A 16886-nucleotide genomic window follows, 5' to 3' on the forward strand; every position below is an offset into this window, starting at 1 on the left:
CAATTTTTTGACATGGCAATTGTAGAAATGGTATTACCCGCAATGGGTGAAAGTGTATTTGAGGCAACCGTCAATTCATGGCTTAAAGGAATTGGTGAAAATGTCGATCAAGACGAAGCGCTCCTTGAAGTTGCGACGGACAAGGTGGACACCGAGGTGCCTGCTTCACACGCTGGTACGCTTCACGAAATATTGGTTCAAGAGGGTGAAATTGCAAAAATTGGACAACCGATAGCATTGATCAATACCGCAGAAGAGACGCCTTCAAAAAATGAGGCTACTCCAAAAGTGGAGGCTGCACCGCAAGCCACTGCCGCTACCGATCAGGAGATGGTATTGTCGCCGATGGGTGAGAGCGTTTTTGAAGCGACCATCAATACGTGGTTATTCGCCGAAGGCGATCAGGTTACTGCTGACGAATCCCTGCTGGAAGTCGCCACTGACAAAGTGGATACAGAAGTTCCTGCGGCTTTCAGTGGCATCCTGAAAACCATCCTTGTAAAAGAAGGAGAAGTGGCTAAAATCGGTGAACCGATCGCCATTATCACTACCGCTGAAGGAGGCCAGGCCACCGTTTCGGCACCTGCTGAACAGGGCAAGGATACTGCCAAGGCAGAAATTTCCCCAGCTCAGGAAGCTCAGGCAAGCCCTGTGGCCAATATCAGCAGAAAAGAATTAACCGCTAAGGGAGAACGTTTTTACTCTCCGCTGGTGAAGAAAATCGCCCTTACCGAGGGTATCTCTGCCGAAGAACTCGAGCGGGTAGCAGGAACGGGTCTTCATGGAAGAGTCACCAAAAAAGACATGATGAACCACCTTGCTGACCGCGGACAACGTACCAGTACGGCAAGACCCGCTGCTGCGCCAATAAAATCGGCACTAGTCATGAACAGCCAGCCGCTCGTTCAGGCTACCGCAGGACAAAACGATGAAATTGTGCAGATGGATCGTATGCGCAAGATGATCGCCGACAGAATGGTGGATTCCAAGCGTCAGGCACCACACGTTTCCTCTTTTGTGGAGGCTGATGTTTCTGAAATCGTTCAGTGGAGAAATACCAATAAAACGGCCTTCCAACAACGATACAGCCAAAAACTCACCTTCACTCCTATCTTTGTGCAGGCGATTGTAAAAGCTATCCAGGATTATCCGGCGATCAACGCCTCGGTGGATGGCGATAAAATCATCATCAGAAAAGACATCAATATCGGAATTGCCGTTGCCCTGCCTTCGGGGAACCTGATTGTACCCGTTATTAAAAATGCCGACCGCCTTTCACTTGCTGGTCTGGCGGAAAAGGTCAATGAGCTCGCCAAACGGGCAAGAGAAAATAAACTGACACCAGACGACCTTTCAGGAGGCACTTACACGGTCAGTAATATTGGTTCGTTCGGTAATATTGCCGGCACACCAATCATCATGCAGCCACAGGTAGCCATTATGGCGCTGGGGGCAATTGTGAAAAAACCTGCCGTAGTGGAAACCCCACAGGGCGATTTCATTGGCATACGCCAGAAGATGATCCTCTCCCACTCTTATGATCACCGTGTGGTAGATGGGCAACTCGGAGGCCTGTTTGTCAAGAGAGTAAGCGATTACCTCGAAGCCTGGAACAAAGATGTTCAGTTGTAAATCCTGATATTTCCACGGAATAAATTCCATGTCTATTGCGAAAAGTCCTTTCAGGACTGGTGTACCGAAGGTACATTTCAAAATAGCTTCGGATTTTAATCCGAAGAAACAAAACATTATACAAAAGCAAAGGCAGTGAAGATCAAACTTCACTGCCTTTTTTATTTAACTAATCGCAGTTATGCAAAGAAAAGAACACCGCCCCCACCACAGAAGCAGTGTTTCAAAAATATATGAATTGTAATTGCTTCCTTTTTTAACTTGCAGAAGGGCAAGTGCCCACTGTAGCTCCTAAACTCGCTGTTCCTCCTTTACTCCATTCAGTACCTGATGCAGAAACAGCTTTACGAACATTGATTGTTCCGCCAGCAACTCCCTTCACCAAGAACCATGAGTTTGCCGGCACAATGGTTTCAATAGAAGGACCTCCATAGATTCCAATCGTGAAAGTCTGCGCTTCGCCTGTACCATTCTTTAACTGATAAACATCTGTCCCCTGCATAGCAGACACAGCAAGTCCATCAAGTGCTGATCCACACCATAGGTACTTAGTAGCATCAACAGATTCACCTACGACACCACATGCTGATAATTGTGGGATAATCAGTGTATTTACAGGATCAACTTTCATCGTTGAATATCTAAAACCACCATCTACTCGTCTGCCATATTTTGAGTTTGTCCCCAGAACAAACTTCTGACAAGATCCATCTTTTGAAATCGTTCCTATGATATCTGTACCATCAAAGGAAACAAACTCAAATGAGTGTCCTGCCACCCCAAGGCCTCTTCCATATAAGCTGCCATCAGTAACACCCAAATACGATGGGTTTGTAGGTCCTTTAGGCATCGCAAGCAAAGATTGATCAGCCATATTTGTACCTCCTTCTCCCCAACTTTGACTTGAAAGCCCTCTTACCTTACAGTTATTCAAAATCTCGTAACCATGTAACCTTCCATCTATTTTGAATACCGCCAATCCTATTGCCAATGGATCTTTTCGACCATTTTCTTGCAATGTTATACCGTCAAACTCTACTTTAGAATCACCGATACTTCCAAAAATCTGAAACTCCTCAAGTTGATCTGCTGAAGGTATTTGGAAAGCATCTACACCGTCAAGGAACATTTCTTTAGAAGGGTGGATAAAATCATAAGCAGTGATATCGCAAGCTAAGCCAGTCTCTGACGCAGGCAAAATGATAGGCTCCTCATAAGCGGCCACAAAATTAATATCAAAACCATCTTTACCTGATTTGGATTCAGCACTTACAATTTTCACCCAAGAAATTTCATCATCTGCATTTAGTTCAGCAACACCAGATAAAGAAAACTCATTATTAGAAATATGCGCATTGCCTACTTCAACCCACACGGTGTTTGCATCAAAGGTTCCATCATAATACCTTTGTGTTGAGGTCGACACATAAACTGTGGCATTTTCATGATAGGCATCATTTGCATCACCCTTGCTATCATACTCTGCAGCCTTATTGTGTGAAGTTTCTACCACCTGTAGCACTCCATTGGCTACTTTTACAGGGGTTGCAAATTTAAGCAAAGCAACGCCCATTTTATCTCCAGAAGTTTTTCCTAAAGATACAAATCGGTTACCATTCTTACGATAATCAGCAATATCTGCATTGGCTGCGTTACCTCTTGTTTCTGCAGGGACACCACCATTATCATCTAAATCAGCAACATCATAGGCTGATTTATTTGGTAGATTCCCTGCTCTAAAAAGCTTAATTTCTGCGTACTGATGACCTTTCTCAGCTCCGTGGTACCAATCTTCCTTTCTATCACCAAAAATTTCTTTATTTGAACCATCAGTAGTTTCTCCTGCCAAATGATCGAAAGACTGAGTCGATGCCATGTCTCCCCAGTTATGCCCCTTTCCATCATCTATAAAACCACCTTCCATTTCTACTTCGGCAATTTTTTCTCCATGTAAGTTCCACAGGAATAGCGCCGTGTTTTTATGGTGAGAGGTCATTACATGGTTATCACCAATTAAGCAAGCACCTGTTACCCTTTCAACTTTCTTACCGTTGTCCCCCATTGCTTTCTTATGAAACTCGCTACCACTTCCTCCAAACAATTTACCTGCATTAAAGGAAATTGTTGGCCAATCCCACTTTAAGTCGAGAGCGATGGCCGTATTGCCTTGCATCTGAGAAAAAGAAATTAACCTTTGTTGTTCGAAACCATTGGTTTCATCACTGTTTTGAGTGAAAAGAATATCCCCTCCAAGAAATTTGGCCTTTTTAGGAGAAAGCGTGGTTACCTCATCAAAATAATCTTCACCATCTTCAAGTGTTTCAACAAAATTACTCTTGTCTAAAGTATATTTTGCCACATGAGCCCATACCTGTCCTTTCACGTCATCATCCTTCAACGTTTTATCCTTATCATTCCAAATATCACCACCATTAACTTTTGTAGGGTCAACTGTTCCGTTACCATTATCTGCAACAACTCTATAAAAGCCTGCCTTACCCGCAAGGAAAAGGTAACCTTCTTGATCAATATCCACCTGAGTAATTTTTCCTGTGAAGCGGTTCTCGTCATAATGATCCTTATCTGGCACAACACCATTCGGGTCATGATTTAAAAGTTTTATTTCCTTTACATCTTTAGTATCAAGGTCAACTATATAGATACTTCGCCCTTCAAAGTCCTCACTATAGGCCACGACTGTCAAACTTTTGTTATCCGGAGAAACACACATGTGACCACCTTTAGGGAGCTCTACTCCGATATCATTAAGAGTTGCTTTACCTTGTAAGCCTTGAAAGTTATATTCGATTTCATAGATTCTCGATTTATCAGTAGAATTAAGAATAAAAGCTCTTTGATTAAAAGGCATACGGAGGGACTCTTCCCGTTCCCGATCAGGGCTGTTGACATCAGCGAACTGATCCTTACAGGAAATCATTAGGCTACTTACTAAAAGAAGTAGGCCCAGCATCAATTTTGAAAAATCGCGCATCATAAGTGTACAGTTAAGGTTTAATGTTGTAATTATCAAACTTATCCTACCTGCGTACCTTTAGATTGTGGATCAAGAGGTAAACAATTTTCATCCTCGAAGAGCGCTTCACACTCACTATCATTACCGATAAGTGATAATTAATACTATTTGAATGCAATAAAAAGGGATTATTTTCAAAAATCCTAAAGCTTCAAAAAGTTTAAATGACTGAAAAACAGGATGATATTACATGTGTACCAATCAACAAAAAGCTGCACCAACCTCCTCACTTCAGCGTAACACTAAAGGCTATACAAAAATTACATACTCAAATTAATTCAATAATTAAACCTAAAGTTCAGCGGTGTTGCTTTGTTTAAAATCCAACCAACCGCATAAATCCAAAGCTCTTCAACTATAAAATAAAAAATAAATAGTTAAAAAAATCATATTATGAGCCCCTACTGTACCTTCTATTATAAAGCATAAACAGTAGAGATTGAAAAAAAGAATCCGATTCAATTTATTGAAAAACACGAAAAACATTACCTGAAACCATGTAAACAATCACTTGAAATAAATCAAAAAAACACCCATCAAACACAAAAATAATTCAATTGAATTACTTATCTCCACTCATTTCACTCATCAAATCCTGATGTTTTCGCAAGCTTACAATGCTAATCGGGCAGGACACGCAACCCCACGCGTAACAACTAATGATCAATGGGTTAGCGACAAAAAAACAAGCCGACACTGTTCGCTAACGGACACTTCCGCCCCTAAACCGAACACCTCCAAGCCCTCAAAAATTTTAAAAATAGCCTATACAGCTCAAAATTGAAGATTATACTTTTGGCACTGATATAGTATTGAAAGAAGTGTACTTAAACTTAACGACAATGAAAACGCTTCTTTTACTTCTACTGATTATCGGCAGTCTTTCTTCTCAGGCTTTTGCTCAAATTCCTATTCAGCATTCACAATCCAAAGCCCAGGTGATTATTTCACAGGATGGCCAAACCCTTACCGTGGACATGACCAACCGAAGCTGCGGGGCACACACCACCATTGACCTCTCTAAAGGTGATGAACTGGGTTACAAAACCAGGGTGGTGAGGTATTTTGGTGGTTTGCTGAAGCAAGACACCTACCCATTAAAAAATTTGGTCATCATTACTGCCGAAAAAGAGGAAGAGCTCCTCTTTAATCGCAGCAATATCAATCTTTTGGTGCATTCATTGATCGACCTCCAATAAATGAAATAAGTCCGGCGACCAATCGCACCATAATGCTTACTTTCTGATAATGATGGTACTCAGCGGTTTCCTGACTTTCGCCTGCTGTGCCAGCTCATCACTTTCATCTCTAAAACCAATCGGGCACATTACAGTGCTTCGCAAACCCTCCGCTGGAAGATCGAGAATCCGATCAATTTCCGCAGGTGCAAAACCTTCTATCGGGCAGGCATCAACGCCTTCCGCCGCACAAACCGTCAGCAAATTACCCAAAGCCAGATAAACCTGATGATCCAACCAAACGGCCTGCTGCTCGGCGCTTAACCCTTTCAAATAACCATGGATCATGTTTGCGTACCCCGTCAGGGAATCCGTGCTCACTGATCGCGTATTGGCCATTAAGTCCACCATCTCTTCTACATCTGTGGCCTCCACTTCTTCCTGCCGACAAAGAATCAAAAGGTGGGAAGCATCCGTTACCTGCGACTGATTCCAGGAGTGCGTTTTGATCTCCTCGCGCAAAGATTCAGTCTCCACCACCACAATCTTCCATGCCTGTAAACCCAGCGAAGAAGCCGACCAGCGCACGCCCTCTAAAATCCGCCTCAATTGTGATTCTTCAAGTTTTCGTGCACTGTCAAATTTTTTGGTGGCATACCTCCACTGAAGCTGATCTAAAATATCCATATTATTTAATGCTATGAGTTCTCAAAAATAGGTATCGTTTTTAAACGTCTTGATATCGTATATCATCTGTTTAACGAACAAGATCCACAGCCCTGCAAGAAAGCGCAAACATTTGCATAAAGATTCGATATAAATCTTTTCGATCTAAGATTGAAGAATGATATTTATGTCTAAATTATGAGAATAATGAATAAATAAGCCTATTTTTTCACACCTTAAGGCAAAAATAATATCCACGATTGTATTTTGAAAAGATGAAAATCCAATTCAATATTGATTATCACACCCAATGGGGTCAGCAAGTGTATGTTTGCGGTACCATTCCTGAGTTAGGGAATGGCCTTCCTGCACAGGCGCTTCCCCTGAACATTATAGCCAATGAACACTGGCAGGCAACCGTCGAACTTCCTTCAACAACAGCCGATTTTAATTACTTTTATTTTGTTGCCAGTAACCCCGCCACTGAAATCGATAAAGAATGGGGAAGTCGGTACCTGAAGCTGGAAAAAAGCAAAAACAGCTACCTTCTAAAAGATGCCTGGCGACCAAAAAGCCGCGAGGAGAACACCTTTTTCACCACCGCCTTTCAGAATGCCCTTTTGCCAAAACCCGCTGCGGCAGGAAAGAAAAAACGCATTACCCTGAAAAAATCTGAAAACCTGTTTCGCTTTCAGATTCAGGCAGCGCGTGTTCCTGAAGGTCATCAACTTTGCTTGCTCGGAAGCTCCTCAGCATTGGGCAACTGGTCGCATCAGGAGGCATTACTGATGACTTGTAACGATGAAGCCCTATGGTCTGTGGATGTTGCGCTGAATTCCATTGCGTTGCCGCTGGAATACAAATACGGCTTTTACAATATTGAGAAAAAAGACATTGTGGCCTGGGAATCCAGGGATTTCAATCGTGTCCTCAGGGCTGATATTACCGAAGAGAAAACCGTTCAGGTTATTACTGATGAAGCCATCAGCTACCCATTTGCGAACTGGAAAGGGGCTGGCGTGGCCATTCCTGTATTTTCCCTGAGAAGCAAAAGTGGCATGGGGGTGGGTGAATTCAATGACCTGAAGCTCCTCGCCGACTGGTCTGAAAAAGTCAATATCAAGCTGATACAGATTTTGCCGATCAACGACACCGTTGCCAACCATAACTGGAAAGATTCTTATCCTTATTCGGCCATATCGGTATTTGCGCTCCATCCCATGTACCTGAATATGGAACACTTGGGTCAGCTGGCATCAAAAACCACCCGCAAGATTATTGCTGAAGTCCGCGACAAGCTCAATGAGTCGGAAACCGTCGAATACAACGATGTGATGCGCACCAAAAGCCGTTACATCAAAATGATTTACGGCGAAACCAAAGAGCAATTCTTCAAGGACAAAAAAGCACAGCAATTCCTGAAAGAAAACGCTCACTGGATCAAGGCTTATGCTGCTTTCTCTTTCCTTCGGGATTTATACCGAACCCCTGATTTCAAGCAGTGGGGAGCTTATGCTACTTTCGATGAAAAAGTGATTGATGAACTGGTCAAACCAAGCTCACAACACTACGATGAAATCGCCATTCACTATTTCATTCAGTATCATTTACACCTGCAACTCCTTGATGCCGCAGACTACGCAAGGAAGAAAGGAATTGTGCTTAAAGGAGATATTCCCATCGGAATTTACCGCTACTCGGTTGATGCATGGATGAACCCTTCTCTCTATCGTATGGACTGCCAGGCAGGCGCGCCACCCGATGCTTTTGCTGTAAATGGGCAAAACTGGGGTTTCCCTACCTATAACTGGGAGGAAATGGCTAAAGACGGCTTCTCTTGGTGGAAAAGCCGAATGACCAACATGGGCACCTATTTTGATGCTTTCCGTATTGATCATATTCTTGGATTCTTCCGTATCTGGGAGATTCCCTGGGATGCCGTTCAGGGAATCTTGGGGTACTTCAACCCTTGTTTGCCAATCACCAAACAGGAGTTCTACGACAGGCAGATCCATTTTGATTATGACCGACTGGTGAAACCTTACATCCGCGAACATTTCCTTCATGAAATTTTCGGGGAAGACACAGCGGCAGTCAAGGCGCAGTATCTGAACGAGTATCAGCAAGGCTGTTTCGAAATGAAGCCCGAATTCGACACCCAGAGAAAGGTGGAAGAGTTTCTTGCCCACGACGAAAGCCTGACCAACGATGAGCAGGCCTACCGTGAGCAAATTAAGCTGGGGCTTTTTGGACTGATTGCCAATGTTGTTTTGGTGGAAATTCCCAAAACCAACCACGAGCATTTCAGCCCAAGGATTGCCATGCATCAAACCCGCTCTTACCAGGAGCTTGATGAATACAGCAGGGCAAAGCTCAACGAAATGTATATTGATTTCTTTTACCACCGCCAGGAGGACTTCTGGAGAACACAGGCCATGGTCAAGCTTCCTGCACTAAAAGAGGCCACCAATATGCTGATCTGCGGAGAAGATTTAGGGATGGTTCCTGATTGCGTTCCGCCCGTAATGGACGAACTGGGCATGCTGAGCCTTGAAATTCAGCGTATGCCAAAAAATCCGAAGGTGGAATTTGGACATCCGGCGCACGCACCATATTTATCGGTGGTTACCCCTTCATGTCATGATATGTCCACCATTAGAGGATGGTGGGAAGAAGATCCAGACCAAACACAGGCCTTTTTCAACCATATGCTTGGCCACCATGGCGGCGCACCGTATTACTGTGAAACCTGGCTTGCTGAAGAGATGGTCAATCAGCACTTGTGGTCGCCTGCAATGTGGGCAATTTTCCCCATTCAGGATTTAGTGGCCATGAATGCCGACCTCAGAAAGCAGGACGCGAAGAGCGAACAGATCAACGTGCCGGCCAATCCGAATCATCAGTGGAAATACCGTTTCCACCTCAACCTCGAGGACCTGATGAAGGAAACCGAATTTAATGAGCATGTAAAGCAAATGATTCAAAATTGCGGTAGATAAAAGCCCAAAACAATACACTGACAAAAGCACTGAAATTGATTTCTTCAGTGCTTTTTTTTGCGCCAAAACTTCAGGAAACTCCCCAAACAACCCATCACTTTTCAGTAGGAAAACACACCATTACCGTGTATTTTTTATTATATTATATATTGACATCAAAAGATTTACCAAAACCACAGCATCTACAAAACGTTCAACAACAGGAAACTCTTTGTATTATCCTGTGGCGATTGTTCACCTGAAATAAAATGTCAACCACCAACTAAAGAACCTGAATGCAACCTATCCACTCCAATATCATCCCCCAATCGGAAGGTTATCAGCGAAACCTTTCCAATATGGAGGAATTGCTGAATACTTTGGCGCAGCATTTACACGAAGCCCGATTTGAAGGGCCTGAGAAACACCTCCAAAAAGCCCGAAATCAGGGCAAATACCTCTCGCGCGAAAGAATTGAGCTTTTGCTGGATCAGGACTCCCCCTTTCTTGAGTTGCTCCCCCTTGCAGGTATTGGTCGCGATGGCTTCGGACCCTGCGGAACCCTGGTGGCTGGCATTGGGCTGGTCAGTGGTAAAATATGCCTGATTGCCTCCAATATAGGTACCAAAAAAGGGGGCGCCATAGATCATGCCACCGTGCAGAAACATCAGCGCATTGCGGAGATTGCTTATGAAAATCACCTACCGGTAATTAACCTCGTGGAATCCGCTGGCGTCAATTTACCAGAACAGGAAAACATCTTTAACAATGCTGGCACCATGTTCCGGGAAATCACCAAACGATCCAAGCTTGGTGCCCCCACTATTTCGGTGGTTTTCGGCAGCAGCACCGCTGGTGGGGCGTATATCCCTGGCATGTCAGATTATGCGATTTTCGTGAAAGATCAGGCGCAGGTATTCCTTGCCGGTCCTCCACTGGTAAAAATGGCCACGAATGAGGATGCGGTTGCCGAAGAACTTGGTGGCGCGAGCATGCATAGCAAAATCAGTGGAGTATCCGATTATCTCGCCGATGATGAGCTCGATGGCATCAGGAAAGCCCGGGAGATTATGGCCTTTTATGAACCCGCCCAAAGCAATAACCCCCGTCAGGAAGTAAAGCCGCCGTTATATGCTGCGGAGGAAATTCACGGCATCCTCCCCCCCGATATTAAGCAACCTTTCGACGCCCGCGAAATTATCGCAAGAGTGGTCGATGGCTCTGCCTTCCATGAATTCAAAGCTGAATTCGGCCCCACCCTGATCACCGGCTATGCACACATCAATGGGTTCAGGGTCGGAATTATTGCCAACAATGGCGTACTGTTCAGCGATGCAGCCAATAAAGGAGCGCATTTCATTCAGTTGTGCAATATGAATGCCGTCCCTATTGTCTTCTTTCAGAACATTACTGGTTTTATGGTAGGAAAAAAATATGAACAGGAAGGGATCATTAAGCATGGTGCCAAGCTGATCAATGCGGTTTCCAACAGCGAAGTCCCCGCCATCACCATCATGACTGGCGCCTCTTATGGTGCTGGAAATTACGCCATGATGGGCCGTATGTACAAACCCCGATTTCTGTTCACTTACCCCAATGCCAAAATCTCTGTGATGGGTGGTGAACAGCTCGCCGGTGTGATGGACATCATCAGGCGCGGGGGTGGCAAGGTGGTGGATGAGCAACAGCTTGCGGCCGATAAACAAGCCCTTGTTGACGACATCGAGCGAAAATCAACGCCATATTACTCCTCAGGACACCTTTGGGACGATGGCGTAATTCAACCCTCTGACACCCGAATATACCTCAGCATGTGCCTGGAGGTGATTCACCTGCAAACCATCGAAAGCAGCCGAAACTTTGGCATCTTCCGCATGTAAATTCTACCCTTGACAAACAACAATTCCCCCTATGAAAAAATACCATGAAGAACATCAGTTACTGAGAGATTCCCTCAGACAGTTTATAGAAAAAGAAATTACGCCAAACCTGCAACAGTGGGAAGACCAGGAGGAATGCCCCAAACATCTTTTCAAAAAAATGGGGGAGCTGGGCTTTATTGGCGCAAACTTCCCTGAAGAGGTCGGGGGCAGCGGCATGGACTTTCTGGCCTCTGAGATCGTAATGGCAGAACTATCCTATGCCAATATTGGTGGCTTCACGGGCTCCTATTACGCACACACCTTCCTGCCGTTGCCACTGCTGAATGCCATGGGTACAGACGAGCAAAAGGACAAATACCTGCGCCCAGCGATTCAGGGAGACATGATCGCCTCTTTGGCCATCACCGAACCTGGTGCAGGCTCCGACGTCAAGGGCATATCCACTTTCGGAGAAGATGCAGGCGACCACTTTATCCTGAACGGTTCAAAAATCTTTATTACCAATGCCAACATCGGTGATTTTATGGTGGTGGTTACCCGCACAGGAGAAGGGCACAAAATGACCCTGCTGATTGTTGAAAACCATTGGGAGGGCGTCAGTTGCTCCCCTATTGATAAAAAACTCGGCTGGCATACTTCGGATACCGCACAGGTGTTTTTTGACAATGTAAAAGTGCCCAAAGAGAATGTTATCGGCGAGATCAACAAAGGATTTTATTACCTGATGAACAATATTCAGGAAGAGCGTTTACTGATGTCGGTTATGGCTACCCACACCGCTCAGTATGCCTATGACGAGGCCGTCAAGTATGTCCGTGACCGAAAAGCCTTTGGCAGCACCCTTAGCAAATTGCAGGTTATGCGCCATAAAATTGCCAAAATGGCCACCCAGCTCGAATCCTGCCACGCCATGACCGACCGCGCTTTGCTGGCATTTATGGATATCGGGCCAAAGGCTACGGAAGTCATTACGATGTCGAAAGTCTATACTGCCGAAACCGCCATGGAAATTATCAATCAGGCCATTCAAGCCCATGGGGGAAATGGCTATGTGGAGACTTATGGTGTGGCCCGCGCCTGGCGCGATACCCGACTGTTTTCAATTGGTGCAGGCTCGTCGGAGATCATGTATGAGATCATCAGTAAATTTGAAATTGATCGCATTAAACACGAAAAGCAATTTGTCGCCTCAAGAAGCGGGAAAATGTCCACTACATAGGGCGCTACGCATACTCAGGATGTGTAACCATTTTCAATAAAACCCAAATGAAGATGGTAAAAGGTGACCAATGATCAGCGTACCGAATAATTCACGTCACTTTGTACCTGGCATCTAACAGCATACTAAAAAATCAACCCCTTACCCAACACCACCAAATTATGAACCCTAAATCTTTCAATAAAATACTGATTGCCAACCGTGGGGAAATTGCCCGCAGAATTATTCGTACCTGCCACAGGCTCGGCATCAATACGGTGGCGGTGTTTTCTGAAGCGGACAAACATGAGGCCTTTGTATATGAAGCCAAAGAGGCTGTAGCCCTCGGCGGTAATCGGCCCGACGAATCCTACCTCCGTCAGGAACTGATTATCGAGGCAGCACAAAAAACGAACGCACAGGCCATTCATCCTGGCTTCGGCTTCCTCTCGGAAAACACAGACTTTGCCGCAAAATGTGAAGCGGCAGGCATCACGTTCATCGGGCCCAATGCTGAAGCAATACGACTGATGGGCGACAAAAAAACAGCCAAACAACTTATGGCAGAAAATGGCGTGCCTGTGGTTCCTGGCTACAATGGAGATGACCAATCGCTGGAAGCATTTATCCGTGAAGCGCGAGAAATTGGCTATCCAGTTTTACTGAAAGCAACAGCGGGAGGAGGAGGAAAAGGGATGCGTGTGGTTAATAGTGAAGAAGAAATGTCTGATGCTTTTGATGCCGCCAAACGGGAGGCTAAATCCGCTTTTGGCAACGACCTGATGCTCCTCGAAAAATATTTTGCCTCCAGCAGGCATATCGAATTTCAAATCTTTGGAGATCAGCATGGGCAGGCAATTCATCTTTATGAGCGTGATTGCTCCATTCAGCGGCGCCACCAAAAAATTATTGAAGAAAGCCCCTCTCCCGCCCTCAATGAAGTTACCCGCGCCCGCATGGGTGGTGTTGCGGTGAAGGCTGCCGAAGCCTTGAATTATGACAATGCAGGCACCGTAGAATTTCTTTTTGCGGAAGACAATTCCTTTTATTTCCTGGAGGTCAACACCCGATTGCAGGTGGAACACCCTGTTACGGAAATGATCACTGGCCTCGATCTGGTGGAATGGCAGATCAGAATTGCACAGGGGGAGAAACTACCAATGGAGCAAGCCGAAATCCCGCAGCAGGGGCATGCCCTTGAGGTGCGGGTTTATGCCGAAGACCCTTCAAACAACTTCCTGCCACAAACAGGAAAAATCCTAAAATTCGATTATCATCAGCACCCACAGGTACGGGTTGATGCAGGTGTGGAGACTGGTTCGGAGGTCAGTATTTATTACGACCCAATGATTGCCAAGGTCATTACACACAGTGCCACAAGGGCTGAAAACCTGCGCCTCATGCATTACACATTGGAGCAAACCGCCCTGATTGGCGTCAATAATAATATTGATTTCCTGAAAGGGATTATGCGGCATGAGGTATTTCAGTCTGGTGAATTCGACACCCAATTTTTGGTAAAATACCAAGTTGAAAGTCAGCCCTCCACCACCCTTACGGAGGAAGCTTTATGCGTTACGCTGATTTACGAATGGCTCGAAAGAAGTAAAAAACAGCCTTATTTCCGCCATATCCCCAGTGGGTGGCGCAACAACCTTTCTATGTTGCAACAAATAACGTACAAAATAGCAGGGTCATCGACCAACATTGCCTATAAGCGCACTAAAACGGATACATTGGAATGCGAATTCAATGATAAGCAATTCACCACTGAAATCATCAAACAGGCCGGCGACAGTTGGATTATTCAAATTAATGGAACGATCAGAAAGTGGCAGATATTTCCATCAAAAACAGGCTACTTTATATACACCCCCACAGAAGGAACGGTTAAGGTTGATACTGTACCCCGCTACCCCACATCGCAAGCCAGCAAAAGTGATGACGCTTACACCTCTCCGATGCCTGGCCAGATCATTAAGGTAATGGTAAAGGCAGGTGATGAGATCAAAACTGGTGATCCCTTACTGGTGCTGAGTTCCATGAAAATGGAAAATACAATTTACGCACATTCGGAGGGCATCATTGAGGAGGTCTTTGTAAAGGCTGATGATATGGTAGAATCTGATAAAGTTTTTCTGACCATTAAATCATAACCTATGCTTGCTTATCCACAACATCAGGCGGAAAACTTACAACAATACCAATTTGGTTTTTTATCAGTTGAAGGTGATGACCACTTCCTGAACATTACCCTCAACAGGCCTGAAAAGAAAAATGCCATGCCGCCGCAAATGATGAATGAAATTGCTTTTGCGCTCAACCATGCACACTACAATCCCGAAATATGGGGCGTTACGATCAGCGCAAAAGGCGATACTTTTTCAGCAGGCGCCGACCTCAAGGCTTTCGCAGGACTGCCTGTTGACATCAAGGGGTCGACCATTCCCGAGCCCAAAAAACCAGTAAAACTTGGTGATGCTTTCATGAAGTTGCATAAACCATGCATCGCAATTGTAGAGGGGAATGTGTATGCTGGTGCATTCCTTATTTTGGCAGGCTGCTCCCACGTGGTCTGTCTGGAAAATGTGGAGCTCAGTCTCCCTGAAGCCAAGCGAGGCATCTGGCCAATGCAGGTCATGGCTTCCCTTGCGCCTATTGTTCCAAAGCGAATTCTGCTCGATTGGTGTATGCGCGCGGAAATGATTTCAGCACAGGAAGCAGAACGGTGGGGACTCATTACGAAAGTGCTCCCTCCTGAAGACCTGCGGCCTTACCTTGACAAACTTTTTCAGCAGCTCAAACAGGTCGCTCCGCTGGCTGTTCAACGCGGGCTCAAGGCTTATGATGAAATGCTCAACCTCTCGCCAGTCGCGCAGCATTCCTATCTTTTGGAGCAACTTCAGGAACTGATTAAAACCAAGGACGCACAGGAAGGCTTAACGGCTTTTCGGGAGAAACGCCCCCCTGTATGGCAAGGTGAGTAGTTTTTGTTAGCTTGCAAAAAATATCACTTCTATGCACTTTAAAAGAATAGTTCTGGTGATGGCCATGCACGCCGAAGCCAAACCCATACGCGAGCAATTAAAACTTCAGCCTGTTGAGAAACTTCACTCAAAGCTTCCCATGGACACCTATCAGGGGAAGGTCAACGATTCTGAGGTATTTGTGGTCGTCAATGGCATTGATCCTCGATTTAATATCGACAGTATTGGCACGACCCCTGCCGCCGTTGCGACGCTCACAGCTATTAATCAACTTCAGCCCGACCTGATCATCAACGCTGGAACCTGTGGTGCTTTCAAAAGTAAAGGCAGCGAGATTGCCAAAGTTTACTGGGCAAATAATGTGATGCACCACGACCGCCGGATTTCTATTCCAGGCATGGAGGAATACGGCATCGGAAATTATCGCTGCTGGACAGACGACACCCTCGCCAATAAGCTGAAAATGGATTATGCGACCATCAGCACGGGAAATTCACTCGATATGTGTGATACCGATTATGCGATTCTGGAAAAACAGGAGGTAGTCGTCAAAGAAATGGAGGCTGGAGGAATCGCCTATATTTGTGAATTGCTCGATATGCCTTATCTGGGCATTAAGTCTGTAACCGATTTAGTCGATGGCGGCATGTTACCTGCGGACGAATTTTTGATCAACCTGAAAAAATCATCTGAAGCATTGAAAGAAAAGGTTTTGCAGGTGATTGATGCACTGAGTACCGAAAAATAAAAGGACATTATAATGTAGAGACGTTCGGAAGGACGTCTTTTTTTATTTTAGACCACTTTGGTTCAAGCGTCCCGCTTGGATCAAAGTATTTATATGAAATCAATCCAATCGGGACGCTTGAACTGATAAGAACGTTGCATTAGACGTTAAAAATAACGTCTCCACAGGACAGCATGCTTGACTAAATAACCTTGCCTACTTCAGTATAGACCAAAAAAAAGCCGATCATTACGACCGGCTTTTTTTGCTCCCAAGGTTGGGCTCGAACCAACGACCCTCTGATTAACAGTCAGATGCTCTAACCAACTGAGCTACTTAGGAATATTCTTCAGACCTAACATCCAAGGCGTTTTTACCTTTGCTCCCAAGGTTGGGCTCGAACCAACGACCCTCTGATTAACAGTCAGATGCTCTAACCAACTGAGCTACTTAGGAATATTCTTCAGACTTAACGTCCAAGGCGTTTTTACCTTTGCTCCCAAGGTTGGGCTCGAACCAACGCCCCTCTGATTAACAGTCAGATGCTCTAACCAACTGAGCTACTTAGGAATATTCTTCAGACTTAACGTCCAAGGCGTTTTT

The 16886-nt window shown here is 45.1% G+C and carries 10 protein-coding genes and 3 tRNA genes; 8 read left to right on the top strand and 5 right to left on the bottom strand.

Annotation, left to right across the window (positions count from 1 at the left end; genetic code table 11):
- Nucleotides 1-12 precede the first annotated feature (12 nt).
- Nucleotides 13-1632 carry a 2-oxo acid dehydrogenase subunit E2 gene (locus AABK40_RS11350; protein WP_338397117.1) on the top strand — a complete coding sequence of 540 codons (1620 nt, stop codon included), beginning with the start codon at nt 13-15 and terminating at the stop codon, nt 1630-1632.
- Between the two features lie 256 nt (nt 1633-1888).
- Here AABK40_RS11350 and AABK40_RS11355 read toward each other — a convergent pair whose 3' ends face one another.
- Entirely contained in the window at nt 1889-4627 is a 2739-nt protein-coding gene (locus AABK40_RS11355; protein WP_338397118.1) for a hypothetical protein, read from the bottom strand.
- A gap of 881 nt (nt 4628-5508) precedes the next feature.
- Between AABK40_RS11355 and AABK40_RS11360 the strand changes: the two genes are divergently transcribed.
- Nucleotides 5509-5865, top strand: a complete 357-nt coding sequence (locus tag AABK40_RS11360) for a hypothetical protein (protein ID WP_332920110.1) — start codon at nt 5509-5511, stop codon at nt 5863-5865.
- 36 nt (nt 5866-5901) lie between these two features.
- Here AABK40_RS11360 and AABK40_RS11365 read toward each other — a convergent pair whose 3' ends face one another.
- Nucleotides 5902-6531, bottom strand: coding sequence for an NAD(P)H-dependent oxidoreductase (locus AABK40_RS11365; RefSeq protein ID WP_332920111.1), 630 nt, complete (start codon nt 6529-6531; stop codon nt 5902-5904).
- Between the two features lie 254 nt (nt 6532-6785).
- Here AABK40_RS11365 and AABK40_RS11370 point away from each other — a divergent pair, with 254 nt between their 5' ends.
- The 6 genes from AABK40_RS11370 (at nt 6786) to AABK40_RS11395 (ending at nt 16304) form a co-directional block, all read left to right on the top strand.
- Complete coding sequence (locus AABK40_RS11370) at nt 6786-9509, top strand: 4-alpha-glucanotransferase (RefSeq protein ID WP_338397119.1); 2724 nt, start codon at nt 6786-6788, stop codon at nt 9507-9509.
- A 275-nt stretch (nt 9510-9784) separates the two neighbouring features.
- A complete protein-coding gene (locus tag AABK40_RS11375) occupies nt 9785-11368 on the top strand; it encodes an acyl-CoA carboxylase subunit beta (protein WP_338397120.1) in 1584 nt (527 codons plus the stop codon).
- Nucleotides 11369-11399: 31 nt separating this feature from the next.
- On the top strand, nt 11400-12590 hold the full coding sequence (locus AABK40_RS11380) for an acyl-CoA dehydrogenase family protein (RefSeq protein ID WP_332920114.1): 1191 nt from the start codon (nt 11400-11402) through the stop codon (nt 12588-12590).
- 161 nt (nt 12591-12751) lie between these two features.
- Nucleotides 12752-14725 (top strand): acetyl-CoA carboxylase biotin carboxylase subunit, encoded by a 1974-nt coding sequence (locus AABK40_RS11385; protein WP_338397121.1) that lies wholly within the window; start codon nt 12752-12754, stop codon nt 14723-14725.
- A gap of 3 nt (nt 14726-14728) precedes the next feature.
- Nucleotides 14729-15556, top strand: coding sequence for an enoyl-CoA hydratase/isomerase family protein (locus AABK40_RS11390; RefSeq protein ID WP_338397122.1), 828 nt, complete (start codon nt 14729-14731; stop codon nt 15554-15556).
- 31 nt (nt 15557-15587) lie between these two features.
- Entirely contained in the window at nt 15588-16304 is a 717-nt protein-coding gene (locus AABK40_RS11395; protein ID WP_338397123.1) for a phosphorylase family protein, read from the top strand.
- A 247-nt stretch (nt 16305-16551) separates the two neighbouring features.
- Here AABK40_RS11395 and AABK40_RS11400 read toward each other — a convergent pair.
- From AABK40_RS11400 to AABK40_RS11410, 3 genes are all read right to left on the bottom strand, one after another.
- Nucleotides 16552-16625, bottom strand: a tRNA-Asn gene (locus AABK40_RS11400).
- 40 nt (nt 16626-16665) lie between these two features.
- A tRNA-Asn gene (locus AABK40_RS11405) sits at nt 16666-16739 on the bottom strand.
- 40 nt (nt 16740-16779) lie between these two features.
- A tRNA-Asn gene (locus tag AABK40_RS11410) sits at nt 16780-16853 on the bottom strand.
- Between the last annotated feature and the right edge of the window lie 33 nt (nt 16854-16886).

It is taken from the genome of Persicobacter psychrovividus, assembly GCF_036492425.1.
In the GTDB taxonomy this organism is placed as follows: domain Bacteria; phylum Bacteroidota; class Bacteroidia; order Cytophagales; family Cyclobacteriaceae; genus Persicobacter; species Persicobacter psychrovividus.

Bases quoted from the DNA above. Each gene is read 5' to 3' on its own strand.
- AABK40_RS11350 (WP_338397117.1), top strand. From the start codon at position 13: ATGGCAATTGTAGAAATGGTATTACCCGCAATGGGTGAAAGTGTATTT.
- AABK40_RS11380 (WP_332920114.1), top strand. From the start codon at position 11,400: ATGAAAAAATACCATGAAGAACATCAGTTACTGAGAGATTCCCTCAGA.
- AABK40_RS11365 (WP_332920111.1), bottom strand. From the start codon at position 6,531: ATGGATATTTTAGATCAGCTTCAGTGGAGGTATGCCACCAAAAAATTT.
- AABK40_RS11395 (WP_338397123.1), top strand. From the start codon at position 15,588: ATGCACTTTAAAAGAATAGTTCTGGTGATGGCCATGCACGCCGAAGCC.
- AABK40_RS11385 (WP_338397121.1), top strand. From the start codon at position 12,752: ATGAACCCTAAATCTTTCAATAAAATACTGATTGCCAACCGTGGGGAA.
- AABK40_RS11360 (WP_332920110.1), top strand. From the start codon at position 5,509: ATGAAAACGCTTCTTTTACTTCTACTGATTATCGGCAGTCTTTCTTCT.
- AABK40_RS11375 (WP_338397120.1), top strand. From the start codon at position 9,785: ATGCAACCTATCCACTCCAATATCATCCCCCAATCGGAAGGTTATCAG.
- AABK40_RS11390 (WP_338397122.1), top strand. From the start codon at position 14,729: ATGCTTGCTTATCCACAACATCAGGCGGAAAACTTACAACAATACCAA.
- AABK40_RS11355 (WP_338397118.1), bottom strand. From the start codon at position 4,627: ATGATGCGCGATTTTTCAAAATTGATGCTGGGCCTACTTCTTTTAGTA.
- AABK40_RS11370 (WP_338397119.1), top strand. From the start codon at position 6,786: ATGAAAATCCAATTCAATATTGATTATCACACCCAATGGGGTCAGCAA.